This is a genomic window from Niallia sp. FSL W8-1348, assembly GCF_038006745.1.
Classification (GTDB): Bacteria; Bacillota; Bacilli; order Bacillales; family Cytobacillaceae; genus Niallia; species Niallia alba.
Genome location: NZ_JBBOVV010000003.1, coordinates 335,325 through 358,477 on the forward strand (window position 1 = coordinate 335,325; position 23,153 = coordinate 358,477).

Below are 23,153 nucleotides of genomic sequence, written 5' to 3' on the forward strand. Positions count from 1 at the left end.
TATTCTATTAGTTAATCCTGAAAAATTAAGTTACTGGAGGCTCTTTTATGAAATGGCTTTTGTTATTTGTTCTACTCGCTTTTCTTTTTTACGGGTTGTTTCGATTCGCTTCATTCCTAACAAATCCACAGCGAAGACTAGCATTCGCGCAAAAGCGTGGAACATTTTATTTGTTTGATAATAAGGATAATATTAGAATGAACCTCTTACTAACCTATAAAGGACATTTGCTGGAAGGGGAAAAATACGCTACAGCAAAAGAGGTTGATCACATCTTACTATTCCCCGCTAATCCATATAATACAAAGTTGTCAAAACAAGACAAAACCTATATAGAACAGTCACTATTGTCTATATATCCAAAGGCTAGAATTGAATGGACACGATTTAAAGAGGTATAAAAACACGTAGAGTCTTGCTTTTGAGCAAGACTCTATGTTTATTTTCTACCACTATTCCATTATTTTACTCCGGGGCTTCTTTAAAAAATTCTCTCCATTTTATTACTGTTATTTTTTCCCGTAAAATATAAACGAGTACGGCCAAAGCAAACATAATTATAACTACCATCGTCATCGAAAACTGGCTAATGAACTGACCAAAAATAGTATAAAAAAACGCTAATGGGATATTGCTTATAAACGAACTTTTTCCAAATTCTTTTAAACTTTTCCTTTTTTCCAACAAGCAAAAATTTAATAAATGATAATGAAATACTGGAATTAACCGTAATACAGTAATTTGCCCCAGAGTCAAATTACGATATTCCCCAAACCATCTTTTTTTTAGAGTAGATAGTTTCCGATGTGTTTTTGGCAAACGGTGAATAACTGCATAGAATAAGAGACAATTGATTGTTAAGCCAATAACAGAATAGATGGTACCTAGCGTCACTCCAAATAGAACCCCTCCCGCAATACAGACTAGTATGGGAGGAATAAATAAAAATTGCCGTAGTGTATGGAATAGAATAAATATAATCGGTGCTAAAATACCACCAACTTCTACCATAACAAACAGGACTGATAACTGCTCTTCCATCTTATCACCTTCTGCCCTAAAGAATCATGCTGTTATTAAAGTGTATAAGAAAAGACAAGAGAATATGCCTAAACATTTAGTACATAAAGTACAATCCCTAATTCTAGTACTGATAAGATAGGTAAACCATACTTAAATAAAGCATGCTTAGTTTTATGACGGAAGTTTTTCATGCCAATGAATAAACCAAGGGCACCAAAAAGAATCGCTGTAATCCACAGTGTACGTTCGCTTATCCGATACTGATGTTTTATCGCCCTTTTTTTATCGATCATCATTAATGAATAGCCGAGTATATTAATTACTACTAAATAGATTAATAGGTATGTAATCACACTTTCTCCCCTTTTCGCAAAAATATAGAAAAAAAGAAGGTATCGGCTACCTTCTTTTTTAAAATAATTATTTTAAGTTTTGTTTTGCAACTGTTGCTAATTCAGCAAATGCTTTTTCATCACTTACAGCAAGTTCAGCAAGCATTTTGCGGTTTACTTCGATACCAGCAACTTTTAATCCGTGCATTAAACGGCTATAAGAAAGACCGTTGATACGAGCAGCTGCGTTGATACGAGTAATCCATAATTTACGGAAATCACGTTTCTTTTGACGACGATCTCTGTAAGCATACATTAATGATTTCATTACTTGTTGGTTTGCAACTTTGTATAATGTATGTTTTGAACCATAATAACCTTTAGCTAATTTAAGAACTTTTTTACGACGTTTGCGTGTAACTGTACCGCCTTTAACACGTGGCATATTATTTCCCTCCTATATTGAAAAAATTACTTAATGTTGTCTAATAAATGACGAATGCGTTTGAAATCGCCTTTAGATACTAATCCAGCTTTGCGAAGTTTACGTTTTTGTTTAGTAGATTTGTTAGCAAATAAGTGACTAGTATAAGCTTTTGAGCGTTTTAATTTACCAGAGCCTGTCTTTTTGAAACGTTTAGCAGCTCCGCGGTGAGTTTTCATTTTTGGCATTTGGTATTCCTCCTCTTACTTGTCGTTTTTAGGCGCTAAGGTCATGAACATGCTTCGACCGTCCATTTTTGGATGTGATTCCACAGTGGCAACTTCGGCACAAGCTTCTGCAAAACGAACAAGTACGCGTTGACCGATTTCCTTATGTGTAATAGCACGTCCTTTAAAACGAATGGATGCTTTTACTTTATCGCCTTTTTCTAGGAACTTAATAGCATTACGAAGCTTTGTATTAAAGTCATGCTCATCTATAGTTGGACTAAGGCGAACCTCTTTAATATTAATGATTTTTTGATTTTTACGTGCTTCTTTTTCTTTCTTTTGTTGTTCAAACTTGTATTTACCGTAGTCCATAATACGAGCTACTGGTGGTTTTGCGTTTGGAGCAACAAGAACGACATCAAGATTTACACGTGTTGCAATTTCAAGAGCTTCAAATTTCGTTTTAATCCCAAGCTGTTCTCCATTTTGGTCAATAAGACGAACTTCTCTAGCACGAATGCCTTCATTTAAAATCATATCTTTGCTAATAGTTAAACACCTCCAAGGTTAATGACGAATACAACGTTCGGGTCAAGAATAATCTAACCTAGGTCACCTTATCTAGTTTAGATACTAATTGACACTTGACTCCCAAGTTGACATCGTAGGCTTTGTAATCTTTATCATCCAAATAAAAAAGTGTGGATGAACAATTCACCCACACTTACGATAACATAGTAAGACCTAAAATGTTTTACGTAATACCTGTTAACTACTTGGAATCTGTGTCAATCAGGTGAGAAGCGGGTGCTTCTTCTTTTCCTCAAACTCGTATTCAATTTACCTTAGTAACTATATCACAAATGATATCTGTAAGTCAACGAAAGAAATATCACAACGAGAAAAATTTTATCAAAATAATTGATTCAATGCAATACCTTTTGTGCATAATTTCTGAAAAGCTAGGAATATAGAACGAAAAGTAGGCTTCCAATCCTTAAAAACGACAGTACTTTGATCATTTTTCTTTTAATACATTGTGTTCTAAAAAATGGTTCGCCTATTTATGAAACTCGTTAATTCCCACTTCAGACACTTGCTTTACGCGGGAAGGAAGCCTGTTCTCCTCTACTTCCCACAAAAGTACAGAATATCCGCTCCAATCAACTCAAAATCCTTAATTTCAATTTATGTCATAAAAATTAATTTCTAACTTAGTTCGTTTTTTTTACTTCTTGTGTTAGTTTCTCTAAGAAGTCGACATAAGAGACTGTTTCTGATTTTTGTTCTCCGTATTTGCGGACGTTTACGGCTTTATCTTCTACTTCTTTGTCTCCCACTACTAACATGTAAGGGATTTTTTTCATTTGTGCCTCACGGATTTTGTAGCCTATTTTTTCGTCACGTTCATCAAGTTCTACGCGGAAACCGTGTCTTTGTAAGTTTTCTTGCACTTCTTTGGCATAGTCAAAGTGAACGGAAGGTGATACCGGGATCACTTGTACTTGAACTGGTGATAACCAAGTTGGAAATGCGCCTTTGTATTCTTCAATCAGGAATGCAATGAAGCGTTCCATTGTTGAAACCACACCTCTATGAATAACTACTGGACGATGTTGTTTCCCATCTTCTCCTACATATGTTAAGTCAAAGCGTTCAGGAAGAAGGAAGTCTAATTGAACTGTAGACAGTGTTTCATCTTTGCCTAAAGCTGTTTTTACTTGTACATCCAATTTCGGACCGTAGAATGCCGCTTCTCCTTCTGCTTCAAAGTAATCTAGTCCTAGATCATCCATTGCCTCTTTCAGCATGCTTTGTGCTTTATTCCACATTTCATCATCATCAAAATATTTCTCTGTATCCGCTGGATCACGATAAGATAAACGGAACGAGTAATCTGTAATGTTAAAATCTTTATATACTTCTAATACTAAGTTTACAACACGCTTGAATTCATCTTTGATTTGATCAGGTCTTACAAAGATATGCGCGTCATTTAGAGTCATTCCACGCACACGCTGTAATCCTGATAATGCACCAGACATTTCATAACGATGCATTGTGCCTAGCTCAGCGATACGAATTGGCAGTTCACGATAGCTATGAATGTCGTTTTTATAAACAACCATATGGTGTGGACAGTTCATCGGACGAAGAACTAATTGTTCATTATCCATTTCCATAACAGGAAACATATCCTCTTGATAGTGATCCCAGTGACCAGATGTTTTGTATAAATCCACGCTTCCCATGATTGGTGTATAAACATGGTTATAGCCTAATCTTTCTTCTTTATCTACAATATACCGTTCCACGATACGTCTAATTGTTGCACCTTTTGGAAGCCATAGAGGCAAACCTTGTCCCACTTTTTGAGAAGTCATAAATAAATCTAATTCTTTACCAATCTTACGATGATCTCTTTCTTTCGCCTCTTCTAAAAAGCGTAAATGCTCTTCTAGCTCATTTTTCTTAAAGAATGCTGTTCCGTATATACGCTGAAGCATTTTATTATCGCTATTCCCTCTCCAGTATGCACCAGCAATGTTTAGCAATTTAAACTCTTTTAGTTTTCCAGTAGATGGTACGTGAACTCCACGGCAAAGATCAATGAATTCCCCTTGTTGATATAATGTTACTGTTTCCTCTTCAGGGATTGCATCAATTAACTCCAGTTTGTATTCATCATCCATTTCTTTAAAGAGCTCAATCGCTTCCGCGCGGCTTACTTCTTTACGGACAATCTCAAGATTTTCATTGATGATTTTTTTCATTTCTTTTTCAATAGCTGGTAAATCTTCTGGTGTTAATGATTGCTCTAAGTCAATATCATAGTAAAACCCATTTTCAATAACTGGACCTACACCTAGCTTTACGTTTCCATAAATTCTTTTAATTGCTTGTGCCATTAAGTGAGCAGAGCTATGACGCAAAATTTCTAATGCCTCTGGACTATCTGGTGTAATGATTTCAAAAGATGCATCTTCTAAAATAGGTCTTTTCAAATCATATAAAGAACCATTAATTTTCCCTGCTAGTGCTTTTTTTCTTAGACCTGGGCTAATAGAACCTGCAATATCTTCTGTTGTAGTTCCTCCCGGAAACTCCTTTACCGCTCCGTCTGGAAATGTAATGTTAATTAATTCTGACATGAAACTTCCTCCTTTATTTTTGCCATGCATGTAAGATAAGAACCGATTAAAAAACGCAAAAAAACCCGTCCCTATACGAAGGGACGAGTTTTAAATTAAAAACACGTGGTTCCACCCTAATTCCCAAACAATTCATTTGTCTAGCTTTAGTTTAAACAGATAACGGCTGCTGATACCGCCAGTCATTACTTAGTATTTCCTGTTCCTGACTGAAGTTTAAAGGTGGTAAGTAATCTTATCGTGTTAGGAAGTTCCCAGCATCCTTCCCTCTCTTTGAACCGTACAAGAAAACCATTGTCCTTATCATTACATGTATAAGTTATAGTTAATTTATGTACGTTATTATATGCTTTTCTCCGCATAAAATCAAGGGGATTAATGGGAATCTTATTTCATTTCTGTCTGTTTATTTATCCTTAGAAAAAAGTGTTCCTTATCAAGAAGTTGTACTCGCTCTTCAAATATATTTAAAATCGTTCGTACAATCGGCAATTCTCTATCCTCTGTATATAGAAAAATTGTTTTCGGAGCAAGCGCAAGCAATGGGCCAAGGGAATATGGGTCGATATAATGGGAAGAAGCTAAATTTCTTTGGTCATACAACATCATAAGCTCTTGCTGAGGTATTTCTCGATATTCTGTATCAAAAAATTGTATTTCTAAGTCGATTACTACATGGATATGATTCACTTTTGCAGCCTTTTTGGAAAGGGAATTTCGCAATGTATGAATAAAAACCTGATATTCTTGTTCCATTTTGTACTCATCAATCGATAATTCTATGTATTTTATTAGCTTTTCAAAAAAAGCCTTTAATCGAAAGGTTACAAAGGAATCAAACGAAAATTCTTTATGCATTTCCACCATAAAGTTATCCAAACTCTCTAGAAGACATGTTTTTATATTGATATCTTTTGTTAAGCTTGTAAGTCCTTCCCGTTCTTCTTCTATTAAACTGTGAAGTATTTCTAATATGCTCCGCTGTTCTAGTTCATCCAAATAGAAATAACGATTTTGTAGTATTTCTCTTGCCCAATCATCTGTTTTTATATGCAAGATAAAAGCGGTTAAGCATTTCTTTACTGCTGTACTGCTTCCATCGGTTTTAACAACTATCCAATTATTGACGTCGTCCATTTTCTCAACCGACTCAACAAATTTCACCTGTTTATTTAAAATGCGCAAAAATCTCATAGCATCTTTTTGATCGTGAAATTGAATTTCAATCAACCGTATCCCCCCTTTATAAAGAAGTCCTCGATTTCATATATATGGGGGATAGGTAGAAAATAGACTATGAAAAATGTAAAGTGCTTTGGATTATGTTTATTAAAAAATACAGTAGAAAAGAATTAGGTCAAATTTTGAGAATTACAAATAAGGCTGGGACAAAAGTATTCCAGCCAACATAATCTGAACAATTATACGAAGATGCTAATGAAAGTTCGTATAATTGTTCGGTTTTTTATTTGTTTTTTAAAGGAAGTCTCCATGAAGGTTAGTGCGTTTCCCCGCAGCCGGAATACACTTCGCTTTCCGTGGGGCTCGCGCTGAGCCGCGGTCTGCTTACAGCCTGCAGGGTCTCAGACTGTCTCGCTAATCCCCGTGGCGTCTTCGTATATTCCGGCTGCTCTGTTTTCCCAACTAATTATATTTCCTCTTGTAAAAAGTGTGTGAAAGCAGCCGCTATCTACTAGCTAAATGAGAAATTGTTCGTCTTTACAGAATATCAATTTAGTTATGTCCCAACCTCAAATCACTATATCAAATTTAAATTATAGAAAGAATAAGAGGACACCTAATACAAAGGCATACAAAATAATGTACCAGGTATACAATGTCTGAAACGAGATAGATCGTTTTTCACATCGGCTTCTTACATATGCAAGTAATCTTCTATTTTTTGTAATATAGGTATAAGTCAGTCCAAATACCAATAATGCCAGGATTATTTTATAAATCCCTGGGCTATAAAAGGATAGAAAAAAGGGGATTAACAACAATAATATGGTTATAGATACAAACAAAAGAAATTGATTATATCGTTTTACTAATAATTTTTCAGCATTCGAAATTTCCGTCAACTTGCCCTTCTCCTTACTAAAAATGAAATCGTCATAGTCGTTTATTTTTTCCTTTTACACGAATTGGTGTAGATAAATAGCGAATTCTTTCCATCACTCTCATCGCCTTCATCTTTTCCTCTTCTCCTCTTTGAGAATAGGTGAGATGATGCTCTAAGCCGCTAAAATCAAAATTGGATGTAAATAAAGTAGGTAAATTCTCTAGCATTCTAAACTGCAATATTGGTCCAAGGACCTCATCACGAATCCAGCTAGACATTGTTTCTGCACCAATATCATCTAACATTAAAATAGGTTCTCTTTTTATGCTTTCAATTTTATCATTTAACGTACTATCAGCAATCGAACTCTTCATTTCTCTAAATAATTCAGGAACATATACAATCATGGAAGAAATTTGCTTTTGAGAAAGTTTATTAGCAATTGCTCCTAAAATATACGATTTTCCTACACCAAATTCCCCATAAAAATATATCCCTTTATGCCTTTGGCCTGGTTTATATTCCTCTACAAATCGAATAGCCGCTTCTACCGCTTCCATTCTCTCTCCATCAAGATCAATTGTATTGAAGGAAGCTTCAAGAATATCCTTCGGTACATATAAGCTTTTAATTAGCTTTTCCTTTTTCTTCTGATTGTCCTCCGAAACCTTGCGCGGGCATCGTTCATATTGAATCTCAATATTCCCTCTTATTATAACAAGGTTAGGATGGTATCCTTGCATCATATTCACACAGCCCTGAAGACTGGAGCACTTATCACAACCCTTGCTTTGATTGGCATATTCATACAGCTTCATCATTCCCACATCAACAGCATTAGAAGTAAGCTCATCCTCATGCTCTCTTAAAAAAGCTCTTACATCAGGATGGGCAAGTACTTCTTGTTTCATAGCACGGTACCTTTCCTGAAAATTATTACCTGCACCAAATTTCTTTAATGTATCATTAATTCTTTCCACCGTTTCATTCACCACCTGATTTTATAATTTTTTTATACGCTCTTCCAGCTCTTTCTTTTTTTGCTCCAACTCTTTATCGCTCGTATTCTTTGCAGAAGTCTTATCAGTTGTTTTTATCTTTTCTTCGTTATCCTGATCTTGTCCAAACCATTCTGGAATCTTTTCCGTCCGAATTGCTTTGCGGTTTGCCTTTGGCTGTGGATTTTTTTTACCTTGAGCCCATTCCATATATTGCTTATGCTCTTTTTTCGCAAGGTCCATTGCATCTTTAACAGTACGGATATTTTTTCTAACCCATTGACCAGCGATTTTTTCGATATAGCCTTTTGTCAATTTCATATCTGTTTTCAGCATAACATATTGAATCAGAACATTAATGACGCCAGGCAACAGTTTTTGCGAAAACATAATTTCCTCTATAATTTGCAAGTCTGTCTTAGAAGGTTCCGCTCCCCCAGATATATCTTTCAATACTTCGCGGGGAGAAGTGTGATCCAAATAATATATCAATTCTTCTTCTTTCGATTTTGGAGCATCTGTTGATGAATGATCCTTTTGCGGTTGTTTTCGATCAACTAACATTGGCAGCAAGTCATTATGTTGAAATTGATACCAATCGCGTGCAGCTATTCTCAATTCTTCCACATCAATTTCGTCCTGATGATTAATCGCACTAATTACGATATTCTTCATTTGAATTGGATCAATTCCATAGATAAAAGAGAGATTTAGTATCGCTTCCTTTACTTTTTTCGTAAAAGCCTTTTTCGATAATAAGGAATCATGAATCCCTGCATACAGCAGCTCAAAGTCAAAATCATCTTTAGTAATTTGAATACCAGTTTGCTCTTCTTTTCCAATATAAGTTTGATCAATAGTATCTTCTTCATCTAATTCATGCATCGCCCGAACTGCACTTCCATGATCAGACATAAAAACATCTTGAAAAGCTTTTGTTATTGGTTGATAACTAGAATCAGAAATTTTTTCATCGGAAAAGAATCTTTTCAATCTGCTATACTGAGCTTTTCCAACTTTTCTATATAAATAAACATTTAACATCCCATCTAGAAAATACTGTGCTGGTGATAAAGGAGGCTGCAATTCATAGATAAAAGCTCTATTTCCATCCTCTTTCTTTAAATAAGTTTTTAATAGACCAATTCCTTCAAGCTTTAGTCTTGCTTCATATATATCATTTAAACCGCAACTCATGAAATTCATTAAACTATGATGTGTATTTGTCATGGACCATAAACGATTTTCTTCGACTTCAGCCCATAAGGTCATATATAAAGCTAAACATTTTGTCCCAATTAAAGGTTGATATAAGAAGGTGATTGTCTTTCGATCATAATCGCTTAACAGCCCATTCACCGTTACTCGATATCTGTCGACCGGAAGTAGGTCTTGCCAATGCTGAGACATATTAATTCTTCCTTTCATACATTCTATTTCCATCAAAAGGAGATAAAAGGCAAAAAAGAGCCAAAGAAATCTTTAGCTCCCTTAGTTATCATTTCCATGTGTCTTTTAGTCTTTTTTTATTAATTCCTTTAATTCGTCAATAAATACATTTATATCTTTAAACTGACGATAAACGGATGCAAAACGCACATATGCTACTTCATCAATTTTCGCCAAGCGATCCATTACCATTTCTCCAATAATTTCACTCTTTATTTCTGAAGCAACGTTACTTCGAAGTTCTTTTTCTACTTCAGCGGTTATTTCTTCCAATTGTTTCAAAGCAACTGGTCTCTTCTCACACGCTCTTATTAAACCACGCAATATTTTATCCCTGCTAAATTCTTCACGCGTCCCTTCTTTCTTCACTACAATTAAAGGAATCTCTTCTACTTTTTCAAAAGTGGTAAATCGATTACCGCAAGCTTCACATTCTCTTCTTCTGCGAATCGATTTATACTCATCAACTGGTCGTGAATCAAGAACGCGGGTGTTATTATGTTGACAGGTAGGACATCTCATTTCATATCAGCTCCGAATTCATTGTTCCATGTATATACTTATCTTCATATTATATAAAAATAAAGGCTTGTACAAGTAATTATATCAAATTCTCTTCTATAAAGTGAAACTTCCATCAGTGGGAGCTACCTTCATCCCCCTGATGGTTAGTTGAACCATTCGGATCTTTACGAACAGTTGATCTCCCACCTTTCTTCCTCGAATTCTCATATGCTTGAGACCCAAGCCATACTGTCCGTTAAGTGTGGGACAAACCTTATTTTCAGGTAGGGAAAACCTGCCATTTTTCCAAAATCCTCTTCGCTTGGTTGATAGAATCTTCCATAGATCCATTATTATTAATTACTTCATCAGCAAGAAGAAGTTTCTCTCGTAATGGCATTTGCGCGTTTATTCGTTTAACAGCCTGCTCATAGCTTAAATCATTTCTTTTCATTAATCGATTAATTTGAACATTTTGATCTACATATACTAAAATCGTTCGATCCACCGTTTGATTTAATTTATTTTCAAAAAGCAACGGAATATCTAAAATCGCTATTTTCTCTCCTGATTCAACTGCTTGTCTCTGCTTAACATCCATTCTTCTTCTTACATCAGGATGTACAATGCCATTAAGTACATTCCGTTCTTCTTCATTTGAAAAGATAATTTCCCCAAGCTTTTGTCTATTTAAGGTACCATCTTGATGTAAAATCTCCTTACCAAAATGGGACACTATTTCTACATATGCTGGTTCTCCTTTTTCTACAGCAAGTCTCGATTCGATGTCTGCGTCAATAATCGGGATGTTTAGTGATTGAAAATAGGAAGAAATCGTCGATTTTCCACTCGCAATCCCTCCAGTTAATCCTACTATTATCGTCATAACAATACCTACCTTATTGAATTTAGTATTTAGTATTTAGTCACTAGTGTTGCATTAATTTAATTTCATTATTAAAAATACTCGAAATGTTCACTTTTATTATTTTATGCATAGAAAAAGTCCTTTATAATGGATAAGTCAGGTGGTAACCCGTCCAAATCCACTAAAAAAGGACCAATCTCATGGACAAGATTACACGAAAAACTTCATTTGGACAATGGTTTTCACCAATAAATCTTCAATTATTTGAAGAAAACGTGAAAACGTTGAAATTAGATTTCTATACGAAAAAACTAACGACAGAGTCATTTCTAAAATTATTACTTTTTGCGCAGCTAGAAGAAGTCGAAAGTCTGCATGCGCTGAGCGATTGTCTTTTCGATGATCAACTGCAAAAGGGCATTGATCTTGATTCTATCAGTATTTCCCAACTCTCACGCCGTTTAAATGGCATGAATCCAGACTTATTCCAAAAGCTTTTCCTTGATTTAGTTTCACAAATTCATGCCAAAACGCACAACACGAAACTTGTGATGCCATTAAAAATCATTGATTCAAGCACATTGCCTCTCAATTTGACTAATCATAAATGGGCAAAATTCCGCAAAACAAAAGCGGGTGTTAAATTGCACTTACGCCTTGTGTTTATGGAAAAAGGTATATCCTATCCCGAAAAGGCCATTATGACAACGGCCAAAGAACATGACCGCGGTCAGCTTGAAGTAATGGTTGATGACAAGGAATGTATGTATGTGTTTGACCGTGGTTACTTAGACTACGAACGCTTTGATCGGATGACAGATGACGGCTACTTTTTCCTTTCTAGGCTGCGAAAAAACGCAGTCATACGGGAGGTTTACGATTTTAAACTACCCGAGAATACATCTGTTTTGTCGGATCAAATGGTGTTGATTGGTACGACGCAAAACCGTGCCGAAAATTACTTTCGTCTTCTAAAAGTGATTGATTCAAAAGGAAATGAGCTTCATTTAATCACAAATCGTTTTGATTTAAGTGCTGAAGAAATCTCAAAGATGTATAAATCACGCTGGGCGATTGAGTTATTTTTCAAATGGATTAAACAACATCTCCATATCAAAAAGTTTTACGGCCAAAGCGAATGGGCAATTCAGAATCAAGTGTTTATCGCACTTATTGTTTTTTGCCTGCATGTTCTCGCACAAATCGAGACAAAAAGTAAACGAAAAACCCTACAAATTAGCCGATATTTACGGGCAGCTTTGTGGAAACCAGCACATATTTGGCTTCGAAAGATTGAAGGAAAAACCATTCCTTAATAAACAAATTGTCGTCGTCTCTTAAGTCTAATTGTAAAAAATTTCCAAATGGATGGATCCACCTTTAGTTGGGTATTTACTTTTTTGGCTCTTAACAGGGGACATATTTAAACTGAATATTCTAACAACATTTATGCAACACTAGTGGTATTTAGTATGTAACAAATTTATATAAAGGAGAGAGATAGGTGAAATTCCAAAGGCGATTCGCCAAGGAGGGGCACCGCCTTAGAAGGAACCAACCTATTTCGCAAATTTGGTAAAGAATTAAAGTTTTAAAATCCCAATAATGATTAAGATAATCCCGGGAATAAAAGAGAATTTATCCATATAACTTTTCTCTGACAAAAACTTACCTAGATAAATGCCTAAAGACACAAAGGATGTACTCATAAAAATAACAGCAAGAGTTAAAAATAGTGGCGAAAACCCGAGCATAGAAGCACCAATTCCTGCTCCAAAGGCATCTAAAGACAGAGCAAAACCTAACACAACCGCTTCTAGCCCTGTAATCGTTCCTGATTTATCAAAATCCGCTGATAAAGGTTTCTTTAAAATATTGATGACAATTCCTAAAGATTTTATTTCAAAATTTATAATATTCTTCTCTTCTGTTAGAACTTCCTTTTCTTTACTCGGCTTAAAATATTGGTAAAGAATCCATCCACCTAATATGATTAATATAATACCACCTATACTTTCTGCAAACGATGGGGAGAATATCCTTGAAATAACATGACCTACCAACATTGCTGTTAGAAGTGTCAGACCAGAACAACAGGCGATAATCAGGATAGAATTTAAGGGCATTTTCATTTTTCGCAGTCCATAAGTAAAACCAACACTAAAGCTATCGATGCTGACAGCGATTGCTAATAATAAAAGAGAAAACACCTGGGCCATAAAGATAAGCTCCTTCCAAATCAATAGTAATATACTATATGGAAAGAGCCCATCCAATGTTAATTTAGGTTTATTGATTTTATCTTTTGCTTATTTCTTTTGGCAATTAGGACAAAAAACAGTTCCTCTTCCGCCGACTATAATTCTTTCTAATGTATGTCCACATACTTTGCATTCCTGCCCTTTTCGACCATAAACATATAGTTCAAGCTGGAACATTCCAATTTGCCCTTGGGTGTTTACATAGGATCGGATTGTGCTTCCACCTTTTTCAACCGCTTCGGATAGCGTAGCAATGATTTCTTTATATAATTTCTCTATTTCCTTTGACTTAAGAGAACTTGCCATTCTCTCCGGATGAATACTACTTCGGAATAATGCTTCATCTACATAAATATTACCTAATCCAACCACAATCTTTTGATCTAATAGTGCTGTTTTGATACTACGATTCGTTTTTGATAACCGCTCGGTAAAATTAGCAATCGTAAAATCTTCAGCAAACGGTTCAGGTCCTAATTGAGAAAGGGGCAGGGCGTCTAGTTCTTCCCCTTTTTTAAATAAATGCATCGTACCGAATTTCCGGACATCTTTATATCTTAGCTGAGAGCCATCTTCAAAAAAGAAAATAACATGTGTATGCTTATCAACCGGATCATTAACTTGAAACACACCATATTTCCCTTCCATTCGCAAATGAGAGACGATTGTAAAATCATTTGTTTCGATTAAAATGAATTTCCCCCGTCTTTTAACATCAAGTATGCTTTGACCAATTAATGCATCAGAAAATTCCTCTGCATTTTCTGGTTTTTTTATCATTTTTGCCCATGAAACCACAACTTCTTTTATGACTTTATTTTGCGTCAACTGTTTCAACGTTTTTCGAACCGTTTCAACTTCTGGCAATTCTGGCATCTTCATCTCCTCCTTTCCTGAATAATTGCTCATATGTTTAGAATAACTACCATTATCATTTAACCCACGCATAACGAACAGTAAGCCCCCCAGTTAAGGGAGCTATCTCTCGTAAAGGTCCGATAAGTGCAACTAACCATGAAGTGGAGGAGGAGTAAAAACCCCCACTCATAGAAGTTTCCCTTATTATTTTGCGTCATACCAAGTTGGTCCATAAGAATAATCCACTTTTAATGGCACGCTTAATTCAACTGCATGCTCCATTACATCTGGTACAATTTCCTTTAACTTTTCAATTTCTTCTTTTGGAGCCTCGAAAATCAATTCATCGTGAACCTGTAATAATAATTTAGCTTTTAAGCCTTCTTCTTCCAAACGTTTAGCCATATCAATCATCGCTTTTTTAATGATATCTGCTGCACTTCCTTGGATTGGTGTATTCATCGCTGTTCTCTCAGCGAAGCTACGAAGATTAAAGTTTCTGCTAGTAATATCAGCTAAATATCTTCTTCTATGAAGCAAAGTCGAGACATAGCCTTTTTGCTTTGCGTCTGCCACAATTTCTTCCATATAATTTTTTACTCCAGGATAACTTTCTAAATAGCGTTCAATAAATTTAGCTGCTTCTTTTCTCGTAATATGGAGACTTTGTGATAGTCCGTAGTCACTAATACCATATACAATTCCAAAGTTAACTGCTTTCGCATGTCTGCGCATATTAGAGGTCACTTCATCAGCTTCTACGTGGAAAACGGACATTGCTGTTTCGGTATGAATATCATGATCTTCTCTAAATGCTTCGATTAATTTCTCATCATTAGCAATATGTGCAAGGACACGCAGTTCAATTTGGCTATAGTCAGCAGCAAATATAACCCAATTCTCTTCTGTTGGTACAAACGCTTGTCTTATTTTTCTTCCTTCTTCTAAACGAATCGGGATATTTTGGAGGTTAGGATCAATCGAGCTTAATCGGCCCGTTTGTGTTAGTACTTGGTTAAATCTTGTATGAATTCTTCCGTTATGGACTACTTTTTGCAATCCTTCTATATAGGTTGACTGTAATTTGCCTAGCTGTCTATATTCTAAAATTTCTCTGATTACTTCATGTGAACTAGCAAGTTGCTCCAATACATCGGCTGAAGTAGAATAGCCTGTCTTTGTTTTCTTCACAACCGGCAATCCAAGTTTTTCAAATAATATCACGCCAAGCTGTTTGGGAGAATTAATATTAAAGGTTTCGCCAGCTAACTCATAAATTCGACCTTCGATTTCTTTCAATCTTTCGGAAAGCTCTTCTCCCATTGCTTTCAAGCGAGCAACATCAACTTTTACACCTGTTGACTCCATATCAGCAAGTACCAAGCTTAATGGCATTTCCAAATCATAAAATAACGCTTCTTGATCATTCTTTCTTAATTCATCTTCCATTTCCTCCAGTACTGCCTGAAGAGCGAACGCTTTTCTCACGAGATGATCAGCTAATAAATCTTGTTCTGGAACCTTTCTCTTTGCCCCTTTTCCATAGAATGCTTCATCTGATTGTAAATTAGTGTATCCATACTTTTTAGCAACAGAGGCAACATCTTCAATAGTTGCCGAAGGATCTGCTAAATATGCTGCAATAAGGATATCAAACGTAATCCCTTTTAAATGAATATCTTGATGACGTAATGACACTTCTGATCTTTTAGCATCATAAACAATTTTTTCTTTCTTTTCATCTTCTGCCCAAACTTTAAAAGCAGGTGATTTCAAAGCTTGTTCAATCGGAAGAAAATATGCTCCTTTTTCATTTAAAAGAGAAATTCCTAAGATTGGTGCATAATGATAATTATCTTCTAATACTTCGACATACATTATATTTCTATCTGAAAAAATTGTATCTGTAATATTTTCAACTGTTTTAAATTCGATGTCTTCTAATACTAGTTCTTCTTTTTCTGGTGCTTCTCCTAATTTTTCAAGTAAAGAATTAAAGCCAAGCTCCTTGAAGATTTCTTTTAACTTCTCTATTTGCATCCCAGGAAATTCAGTATCCTCTAATGTTATCGTTAAAGGGGCTTCCCTGAAAATAGTAGCTAGCTCTTTACTCATCAAAGCCTGATCCTTAAACTCTTCTAACTTTTCTTTCAGCTTCTTACCGCTTACTTTGTCGATAGATTGTACTAAATTTTCTAAGGAATCAAATTCCTTTAGCAATTTAATTGCTGTTTTTTCTCCCACACCTGGAACACCTGGAATATTATCTGAACTATCGCCCATTAGACCTTTCATATCAATAATTCGTTCAGGAGTCAGTCCATATTTCTCTTGAATATGGCTCGGGGTATAGGACTCCATATCTGTTATTCCTTTTCTAGTAATATAGACCGTTGTATTATCCGAACTTAATTGGGTTAAATCTTTATCTCCCGAGATAACAACTACTTCAAATCCATCTTTTTCCCCTTGAAGAGAAAGTGTTCCGATAATATCATCTGCTTCATAGTTCTCAAGCTCGTAATGATGGATACCATAAGATTTTAATAACTCTCTTATATAAGGAAATTGCTCAGACAATTCTGGTGGTGTTTTTTGACGTCCTCCCTTATATTCACTGAAGGTTTTGTGACGGAAAGTGGTTTTTCCCGCATCAAATGCAACTAAGGCATGTGTCGGCTTTTCCTCTTCTAAAATTTTCATTAGCATCATAGTAAAACCGTAAACCGCATTTGTATGTACACCTTTATCATTGTTTAGTAGAGGTAAAGCAAAAAACGCTCGATACGCAATACTATTACCGTCAATTAAGATTAATTTCTTTTTCAAGAAATCCTCCTCCATCCTTTTTATAATGTATATTTTCTCGTAAATAAACGATGATTACTACACAACTCAATACTACCTATTTTACATGACATATTCATAAATGTAAAAAAGCAGAGATGGTTGAAAAAGAGGCCCAGTATACACATTCTTATTTCAACCTACAACGAAATAAGCGTGTAACACACACCTTTTTGCAACAATCTCTGCTTTTTTCATAACTTTAACAGCATCAATTCAGGTATATCGACACAGGCAAAGGTTGGAAATTAGATAATCCTACCAATAATTTCAAACGAACTATTTCCTACCAAGCCCACTATTATACAGGGGAAGCTAAAAGCGGGGTAGCTTTCAGCTTAAGTCCTTAACCAAATGGATAAGGGGGACTTCATAAGTAATTGTACCAACAAAGTGTAAACCCACCATAAACCAAATGTAAAAACAATGTAAATAGAAAAGCGGAAGGTACCGTTTAGCGCCTTGTGAACTGGAGCGATTTTCTTGAGATAAAGGAAACACAATGAACGTTAGTGAATTGATGTTGACTTATCGTAGAGACAATCGGGAAGTTCATCTGGCGCTGGTGCCTGGAGCTAGACAAATAGAAAAGCGGAAGGGCCTGTTTATCGGTGTACAAACTGGAAACTATCGACTGAGATAAAGGAAACACGATGAACGTTAGTGAATCGATGTTGACTTATCGTAGGGAGATTGTTGGAAGTTTGCTAACCGATAGGCACCGGAGCTAGACAATAGAAAAGCGGAAGGTACCGTTTAGCGCCTTGTGAACTGGAGCGATTTTCTTGAGATAAAGGAAACACAATGAACGTTAGTGAATTGATGTTGACTTATCGTAGAGACAATCGGGAAGTTCATCTTGGCTAGCATTGGACAAAAAAAGAGGGCAACAAATTTTAATGTGCCCTCTTGCCCTTAAAAAGGAAATTCCTTATGCAAAATCACGGTGAAAGTTGTTCCTACTCCCATTTCACTTTCCACCTGAATTGTTCCTCTATGTAATTCCACTAAATGCTTTACAATTGCTAGACCTAAACCTGTACCCCCAGAATTTCTACTTCTCGCTTTATCAACACGATAAAAACGCTCGAAAATTCTTGGAATTTCATCCTGTTCTATGCCTATGCCGGTATCTTGAATTTTCACTTCAATTTTCTTTTTCTTTTCCACCACATAAACATTGATTTCCCCATCGTTTGGGGTATAGATCACAGCATTTGTTATTAAATTTAGAAAAACCTGGGTTAATCTACTTCTATCTCCTTCCATTTGAATCACTTCATTTGATTGAGGAAATTTTAATTTAATATTTTTCGCTTCTGCTCGACCTTCCAGCATTTTAGTCGCTTTATTTAAAATTTCCACCAGATTAAACTCCTCTTTATTTAGAGCAAAATGGTGTTGTTCTAATTTAGATAGGTCAAGAAGATCTTGAATTAATGTTTGTAGTCGATGGCTCTCTTTTAAAATAATTCGTAAAAATTCTTCTAGCGTCTCTCTGTCTTCCATCGCCCCATCGAGAAGTGTTTCAGAAAAGCCCTTAATAGATGTAATAGGCGTTTTTAATTCATGGGATACATTGGCAACAAAATCTTTACGAATTTGTTCAAGCTTCTTCAACTCCGTTATATCATTAAAAACAAGCAAAATCCCCATCCATCTATCGTTTGTCCCAATAATGGGAACTCCATATACTTGAAAACTTTTCTTTTCATTTTGGATTTCCAGCGCCATTTCGCGAATTACCTTATGCTCTGTCATAAAAATTTCTTCTGCAAGATCGGTAACTTGTCTATATGGAATAACTTTATAATATTGTTTATAGAGATAGTCAGCAGACCGGACAAAGAAAATGTCCTTATAGGATTTATTAATTAAATTTATATAACCTCTGCTATCTATTAAAAGTAATCCACTGCTAATACTCTCTATCAAGGTTCCTAAACGATCTTCTTGTATTTCTTGCGCTTTTACCATTTCTTGCATATCTTTAGCTACTTTATTAAGAGAAGAACTTAGAACTCCAGTTTCATCTACTCGATCTTCATACGTTCTAGCATGATAATTACCATTTGCTAAATCGATAGCTACTTTGGTAGCCGATTCTATCGGTCTTGTATAACGATAGATTAATTTATAACCGATTAGATAAATCACTAAAAATGAGAATAGAAACGAAGAAAAAATAATCCAATTAATATGTTGATACGCATTCTCTATTTCTTCCACTTTAGCCCCTATTAGTAAATATCCTTGTCTTCCTTCTTCATCCGTAAGCTCCTGTTGATAAAAATGGAAGTTAGGATTCCCGTTAATAGATACAGCATTCACCTTTTCATTTGAAAGTAAGGTTTGCACTTGATTTTCATATTCTGTTTCTGTCTGCAGTTCTCCCTCATTGAACAACATTTCTCCAGAATCATCAATAATAGTAATCTGTACATCTAACGCTTCACTATATTCTTTCACTAAGCGATTATTAATTTCTAAAATCCCACCATTATTCATGATTTGATTTGCAATTAATGTACTTTCGCGTTTCAATCGATTATCAAAAGAATCCATAAAAGTCTTCTTATTGTATGATTCAATGAAAATAGCGACAAATACAAACACGATAAATATAGTAAATAAAACGCTCGCCATTAATCGAGATTTAAAGCTCTTCATTTATTTTGGTTCCTCTAATTTATATCCTAAACCACGTATTGTTTTAATATATATAGGTTTTTTTGTATTTTCTTCAATTTTTTCACGCAAATGACTAATATGGACATCTACAATTCTTGTATCGCCTACAAAATCATAGTTCCATACTGCACTTAATAACTGATCTCTTGTTAGAACTCTCCCCTTATTTTTAACAAGATATAATAATAACTCAAACTCTTTCGGAGTTAATTCTAATAATTCTTCTTTGAAGTACGCTTCATAATAATTAGGAAGTACTCTTAACTCAGCGATTTTAATACCGTCATCCTCATCTTCATCTATTTCATCAGAAGCTGCAGGTACTTGCATTTGTATTCGTCTCAAAACGGCTTTAATTCGAGCGATGACTTCCCTTGGACTAAATGGTTTCGTCATATAATCATCTGCTCCAAGCTCTAGTCCTAAAACTTTATCAAACTCATCATCTTTTGCCGTTAACATTAATATAGGAGTTAACACTTTCTGTTGGCGTAATTCTTTACAAACATCCATCCCATCTTTTTTTGGCAACATTAAATCAAGTAAGATGACATCCGGATTAGCAGTTAATGCTAGATTCAATCCTTCTTCTCCATCCATGGCAGTTAATACATCATAGCCTGCCTGTTGCAAATTATACTTCAGTAAAGTTACGATAGATTGTTCATCATCTACAACCAATACCTTTTTTTTCATATACAGCCTCCAAATATGTTAATTCCCCTAAAGTCCCCTTATACCTATTTACATTATAATATATTGTTCGATAAAAATGGAAAAAACATTTATTTGCTGTTTACAAATGCGAAATAATTTTTTTAATTTCTTCGTATTTGTAAATAAGATGGCCGCTTTATTCCACTCTAAACAGACAGTTAGACGCAACTGCAAGCTACAGAAATTAAGGAAGCTAAATGTTGAAACTCTCCCGTAAAGAACAGATTAACAAAATTAATTCCTAAAAAAAATCGGCTAACTCTTTTTATAGAGCAACCGATTTTTCATGTATTTAATTTAATACTGTCAAGACGTTACGAACCGAATGGACGGATTTGTCTAGTGCCGCTTTTTCTTCCTCTGTTAAATCAAGTTCAATAATTTGTTCGATTCCGTTACCACCTAGAATAGTTGGTACGCCTAGATAAAGATCGTTATAGCCATACTCGCCTTCCAAATAAGCGATAGTTGGAAGGACTCGTCTTTGATTTTTAATAATTGCCTCACACATATCAACTAATGAAGCTGCTGGAGCATAATAGGCGCTTCCATTGCCAAGCAGATTTACAATTTCCGCTCCGCCATTTCTCGTTCTCTCGATAATTTCTTCTAATCTATGTTTTGGAATGAGCGATTCTAATGGAATTCCTCCTGCATAAGAATAACGAATAAGCGGTACCATATCATCACCATGGCCACCTAATACAAATCCTGTGATATCTTTAACAGAAAGGTTTAACTCCATTGCAACAAAGCTGCGAAAGCGCGCTGTATCTAGAATACCAGACTGGCCGATTACTCTATTTTTTGGGAAACCAGATTCTTTATAAACAGTATAAGTCATAGCATCCACAGGATTAGTAAGCACGATAATTACACAATTAGGTGAATACTGAACAATTTCCTTCGTTACCGATTTCATAATAGACTGATTTGTCTGTACGAGATCATCTCTACTCATGCCTGGCTTTCTTGCCATACCAGCAGTTATCACGACAATATCAGAATCAGCAGTATCTTTATAATTAGAAGTTCCAATTATATTTGCATCGAATCCCTGTACAGGACTAGCTTCAAACATATCCAAAGCTTTTCCTTTAGTTGAATTTTCATTTCGTGGAACATCTAATAATACGATATCCCCTAGTTCTTTTTGAGCAAGTAAAAAAGCCGTTGTTGCTCCAGTAAATCCCCCACCAATGATGGAAATTTTCTTGCGCTTAACCATATAATTTCCCCCTTATTAGACCGAGAATGCATAGCCCACCAATAAGCACTTTACTAGTTAGAGTCCCCTTTTACTCCATCTAGAAATACTTTTTTTAGCTTATCCCATTCTAATCCAATACCGCAAAACTTCTGTTTTAGGCAAAAAGGAAGAAGAGATGAGACCAATCTCTTCTTCATATTGTTTCTTAACCCATGTTCTTAATTAATTCATCACCGAACTCTGAGCATTTCACTTCTGTTGCACCTTCCATTAGACGAGCGAAGTCATAAGTCACAACTTTAGAAGCAATCGTGTTTTCTACGGATTGAATCACTAATTGTGCTGCTTCTGTCCAGCCTAAATGTTCAAGCAATAGAACACCTGAAAGAATAACAGAAGATGGATTTACTTTATCTAAGCCAGCATATTTCGGAGCAGTTCCATGTGTTGCTTCAAAAATAGCATGGCCAGTTTCATAATTTATATTTGCTCCTGGTGCGATACCGATCCCACCAACCTGTGCTGCTAATGCATCAGAAATATAATCTCCATTTAGATTCATTGTTGCAACTACATCAAACTCTTTCGGACGAGTAAGAATTTGTTGAAGGAAAATATCAGCAATAGAATCTTTAATGATAATCTTCCCTTCTGCTTCTGCCTGAGCTTGTGCTTTATTTGCTGCATCAGAACCTTGTTCCTCTTTAATGCGATCATACTGAGCCCATGTAAATACTTTATCTCCAAATTCTTTTTCAGCTAATTCATAACCCCAATTTTTAAATGCACCTTCTGTATATTTCATAATGTTACCTTTATGTACTAGAGTTACCGATTTACGACCTTCTTTAATCGCATAATTAATCGCAGCTCTTACTAAACGACTTGTTCCTTCTTCTGATACTGGTTTAATTCCAATTCCAGATGTTTCAGGAAATCTAATTTTATTAACTCCCATCTCTTCTTGTAAAAAGTTAATCAATTTAGAAACAGCCTCTGAGCCTTTTTCATACTCAATTCCGGCATAGATATCTTCTGTATTTTCACGGAAGATAACCATATCTGTATCTTGTGGTCTTTTTACAGGAGATGGTACTCCTTCAAACCATCTTACTGGACGTAAACAAACAAAAAGATCTAATTCTTGGCGTAGGGAAACGTTTAAAGAACGAATACCGCCACCAACTGGTGTAGTTAATGGTCCTTTTATAGCAATTAAATATTCTTTAATAACATCTAATGTTTCAGTAGGTAACCATTCTCCCGTTTCATTAAATGCCTTTTCCCCAGCCAATACTTCTTTCCAAACAATTTTCTTTTCCCCATTGTATGCTTTTTCAACAGCGGCATCTAATACTCTTGATGATGCTGCCCAAATATCTGGTCCAATTCCATCTCCCTCAATATAAGGAACAATTGGATTCGCTGGTACATTTAATACTCCATCTACTACTGTAATTTTTTCTCCTTGCATGTTTCTATCCCTCCGTAAAAAAATAGTTTCTTTTTCCAATGCTACAAACT

General features: G+C 35.3%; 20 protein-coding genes and 1 other annotated feature. Of the genes, 2 read left to right on the forward strand and 18 right to left on the reverse strand.

Annotated features, from left to right (window positions below; genetic code table 11):
* The first annotated feature begins 47 nt into the window (after positions 1 to 47).
* The gene (locus NST60_RS24375) at positions 48 to 401 is read left to right on the forward strand and encodes a sigma-w pathway protein ysdB (protein WP_169188949.1); all 354 of its coding nucleotides are present in this window, start codon (positions 48 to 50) and stop codon (positions 399 to 401) included.
* Positions 402 to 465: 64 nt separating this feature from the next.
* Here the strand turns inward: NST60_RS24375 and NST60_RS24380 are convergent, their stop codons facing one another.
* The 11 genes from NST60_RS24380 to coaE all read right to left on the reverse strand — a co-directional run bounded on the left by NST60_RS24380 (position 466) and on the right by coaE (position 11,063).
* On the reverse strand, positions 466 to 1,041 hold the full coding sequence (locus NST60_RS24380; RefSeq protein WP_101730662.1) for a TVP38/TMEM64 family protein: 576 nt from the start codon (positions 1,039 to 1,041) through the stop codon (positions 466 to 468).
* Between the two features lie 68 nt (positions 1,042 to 1,109).
* Complete coding sequence (locus NST60_RS24385) at positions 1,110 to 1,376, reverse strand: DUF1294 domain-containing protein (protein ID WP_016201801.1); 267 nt, start codon at positions 1,374 to 1,376, stop codon at positions 1,110 to 1,112.
* Between the two features lie 67 nt (positions 1,377 to 1,443).
* On the reverse strand, positions 1,444 to 1,800 hold the full coding sequence (gene rplT, locus NST60_RS24390) for a 50S ribosomal protein L20 (protein ID WP_016201802.1): 357 nt from the start codon (positions 1,798 to 1,800) through the stop codon (positions 1,444 to 1,446).
* A gap of 26 nt (positions 1,801 to 1,826) precedes the next feature.
* The gene (gene rpmI, locus NST60_RS24395) at positions 1,827 to 2,027 is read right to left on the reverse strand and encodes a 50S ribosomal protein L35 (protein ID WP_016201803.1); all 201 of its coding nucleotides are present in this window, start codon (positions 2,025 to 2,027) and stop codon (positions 1,827 to 1,829) included.
* Between the two features lie 15 nt (positions 2,028 to 2,042).
* Positions 2,043 to 2,546, reverse strand: coding sequence for a translation initiation factor IF-3 (gene infC, locus NST60_RS24400; protein ID WP_016201804.1), 504 nt, complete (start codon positions 2,544 to 2,546; stop codon positions 2,043 to 2,045).
* A gap of 150 nt (positions 2,547 to 2,696) precedes the next feature.
* Positions 2,697 to 2,834: a sequence feature (ribosomal protein L20 leader region), on the reverse strand.
* Between the two features lie 389 nt (positions 2,835 to 3,223).
* Positions 3,224 to 5,161 carry a threonine--tRNA ligase gene (gene thrS / locus NST60_RS24405; RefSeq protein ID WP_224427496.1) on the reverse strand — a complete coding sequence of 646 codons (1,938 nt, stop codon included), beginning with the start codon at positions 5,159 to 5,161 and terminating at the stop codon, positions 3,224 to 3,226.
* Between the two features lie 387 nt (positions 5,162 to 5,548).
* Positions 5,549 to 6,391 (reverse strand): putative sporulation protein YtxC, encoded by an 843-nt coding sequence (locus NST60_RS24410; RefSeq protein WP_016201806.1) that lies wholly within the window; start codon positions 6,389 to 6,391, stop codon positions 5,549 to 5,551.
* An 885-nt stretch (positions 6,392 to 7,276) separates the two neighbouring features.
* Positions 7,277 to 8,206 carry a primosomal protein DnaI gene (dnaI, locus tag NST60_RS24415; protein ID WP_101730659.1) on the reverse strand — a complete coding sequence of 310 codons (930 nt, stop codon included), beginning with the start codon at positions 8,204 to 8,206 and terminating at the stop codon, positions 7,277 to 7,279.
* 21 nt (positions 8,207 to 8,227) lie between these two features.
* Positions 8,228 to 9,634 carry a replication initiation and membrane attachment family protein gene (locus NST60_RS24420; protein WP_016201809.1) on the reverse strand — a complete coding sequence of 469 codons (1,407 nt, stop codon included), beginning with the start codon at positions 9,632 to 9,634 and terminating at the stop codon, positions 8,228 to 8,230.
* Positions 9,635 to 9,739: 105 nt separating this feature from the next.
* Positions 9,740 to 10,195 carry a transcriptional regulator NrdR gene (gene nrdR / locus NST60_RS24425; protein ID WP_016201810.1) on the reverse strand — a complete coding sequence of 152 codons (456 nt, stop codon included), beginning with the start codon at positions 10,193 to 10,195 and terminating at the stop codon, positions 9,740 to 9,742.
* A gap of 262 nt (positions 10,196 to 10,457) precedes the next feature.
* Entirely contained in the window at positions 10,458 to 11,063 is a 606-nt protein-coding gene (gene coaE / locus NST60_RS24430; RefSeq protein ID WP_016201811.1) for a dephospho-CoA kinase, read from the reverse strand.
* Between the two features lie 182 nt (positions 11,064 to 11,245).
* Between coaE and NST60_RS24435 the strand changes: the two genes are divergently transcribed.
* On the forward strand, positions 11,246 to 12,361 hold the full coding sequence (locus NST60_RS24435; RefSeq protein ID WP_100525938.1) for an IS4 family transposase: 1,116 nt from the start codon (positions 11,246 to 11,248) through the stop codon (positions 12,359 to 12,361).
* A gap of 267 nt (positions 12,362 to 12,628) precedes the next feature.
* Here the strand turns inward: NST60_RS24435 and ytaF are convergent, their stop codons facing one another.
* The 7 genes from ytaF to icd all read right to left on the reverse strand — a co-directional run bounded on the left by ytaF (position 12,629) and on the right by icd (position 23,103).
* Positions 12,629 to 13,264, reverse strand: coding sequence for a sporulation membrane protein YtaF (gene ytaF, locus NST60_RS24440; RefSeq protein ID WP_016201812.1), 636 nt, complete (start codon positions 13,262 to 13,264; stop codon positions 12,629 to 12,631).
* Positions 13,265 to 13,354: 90 nt separating this feature from the next.
* Positions 13,355 to 14,182 (reverse strand): DNA-formamidopyrimidine glycosylase, encoded by an 828-nt coding sequence (gene mutM, locus NST60_RS24445; protein ID WP_016201813.1) that lies wholly within the window; start codon positions 14,180 to 14,182, stop codon positions 13,355 to 13,357.
* A 186-nt stretch (positions 14,183 to 14,368) separates the two neighbouring features.
* Positions 14,369 to 16,993, reverse strand: coding sequence for a DNA polymerase I (polA, locus tag NST60_RS24450; protein WP_341100635.1), 2,625 nt, complete (start codon positions 16,991 to 16,993; stop codon positions 14,369 to 14,371).
* Between the two features lie 933 nt (positions 16,994 to 17,926).
* Positions 17,927 to 19,681: a two-component system histidine kinase PnpS gene (pnpS, locus tag NST60_RS24455; RefSeq protein ID WP_016201814.1), complete on the reverse strand. Its 1,755-nt coding sequence runs from the start codon at positions 19,679 to 19,681 to the stop codon at positions 17,927 to 17,929.
* Positions 19,682 to 20,398 carry a response regulator transcription factor gene (locus tag NST60_RS24460; protein WP_016201815.1) on the reverse strand — a complete coding sequence of 239 codons (717 nt, stop codon included), beginning with the start codon at positions 20,396 to 20,398 and terminating at the stop codon, positions 19,682 to 19,684.
* A 313-nt stretch (positions 20,399 to 20,711) separates the two neighbouring features.
* Entirely contained in the window at positions 20,712 to 21,647 is a 936-nt protein-coding gene (mdh, locus tag NST60_RS24465; protein ID WP_169188953.1) for a malate dehydrogenase, read from the reverse strand.
* A 187-nt stretch (positions 21,648 to 21,834) separates the two neighbouring features.
* Positions 21,835 to 23,103: an NADP-dependent isocitrate dehydrogenase gene (gene icd / locus NST60_RS24470; protein ID WP_341100639.1), complete on the reverse strand. Its 1,269-nt coding sequence runs from the start codon at positions 23,101 to 23,103 to the stop codon at positions 21,835 to 21,837.
* Between the last annotated feature and the right edge of the window lie 50 nt (positions 23,104 to 23,153).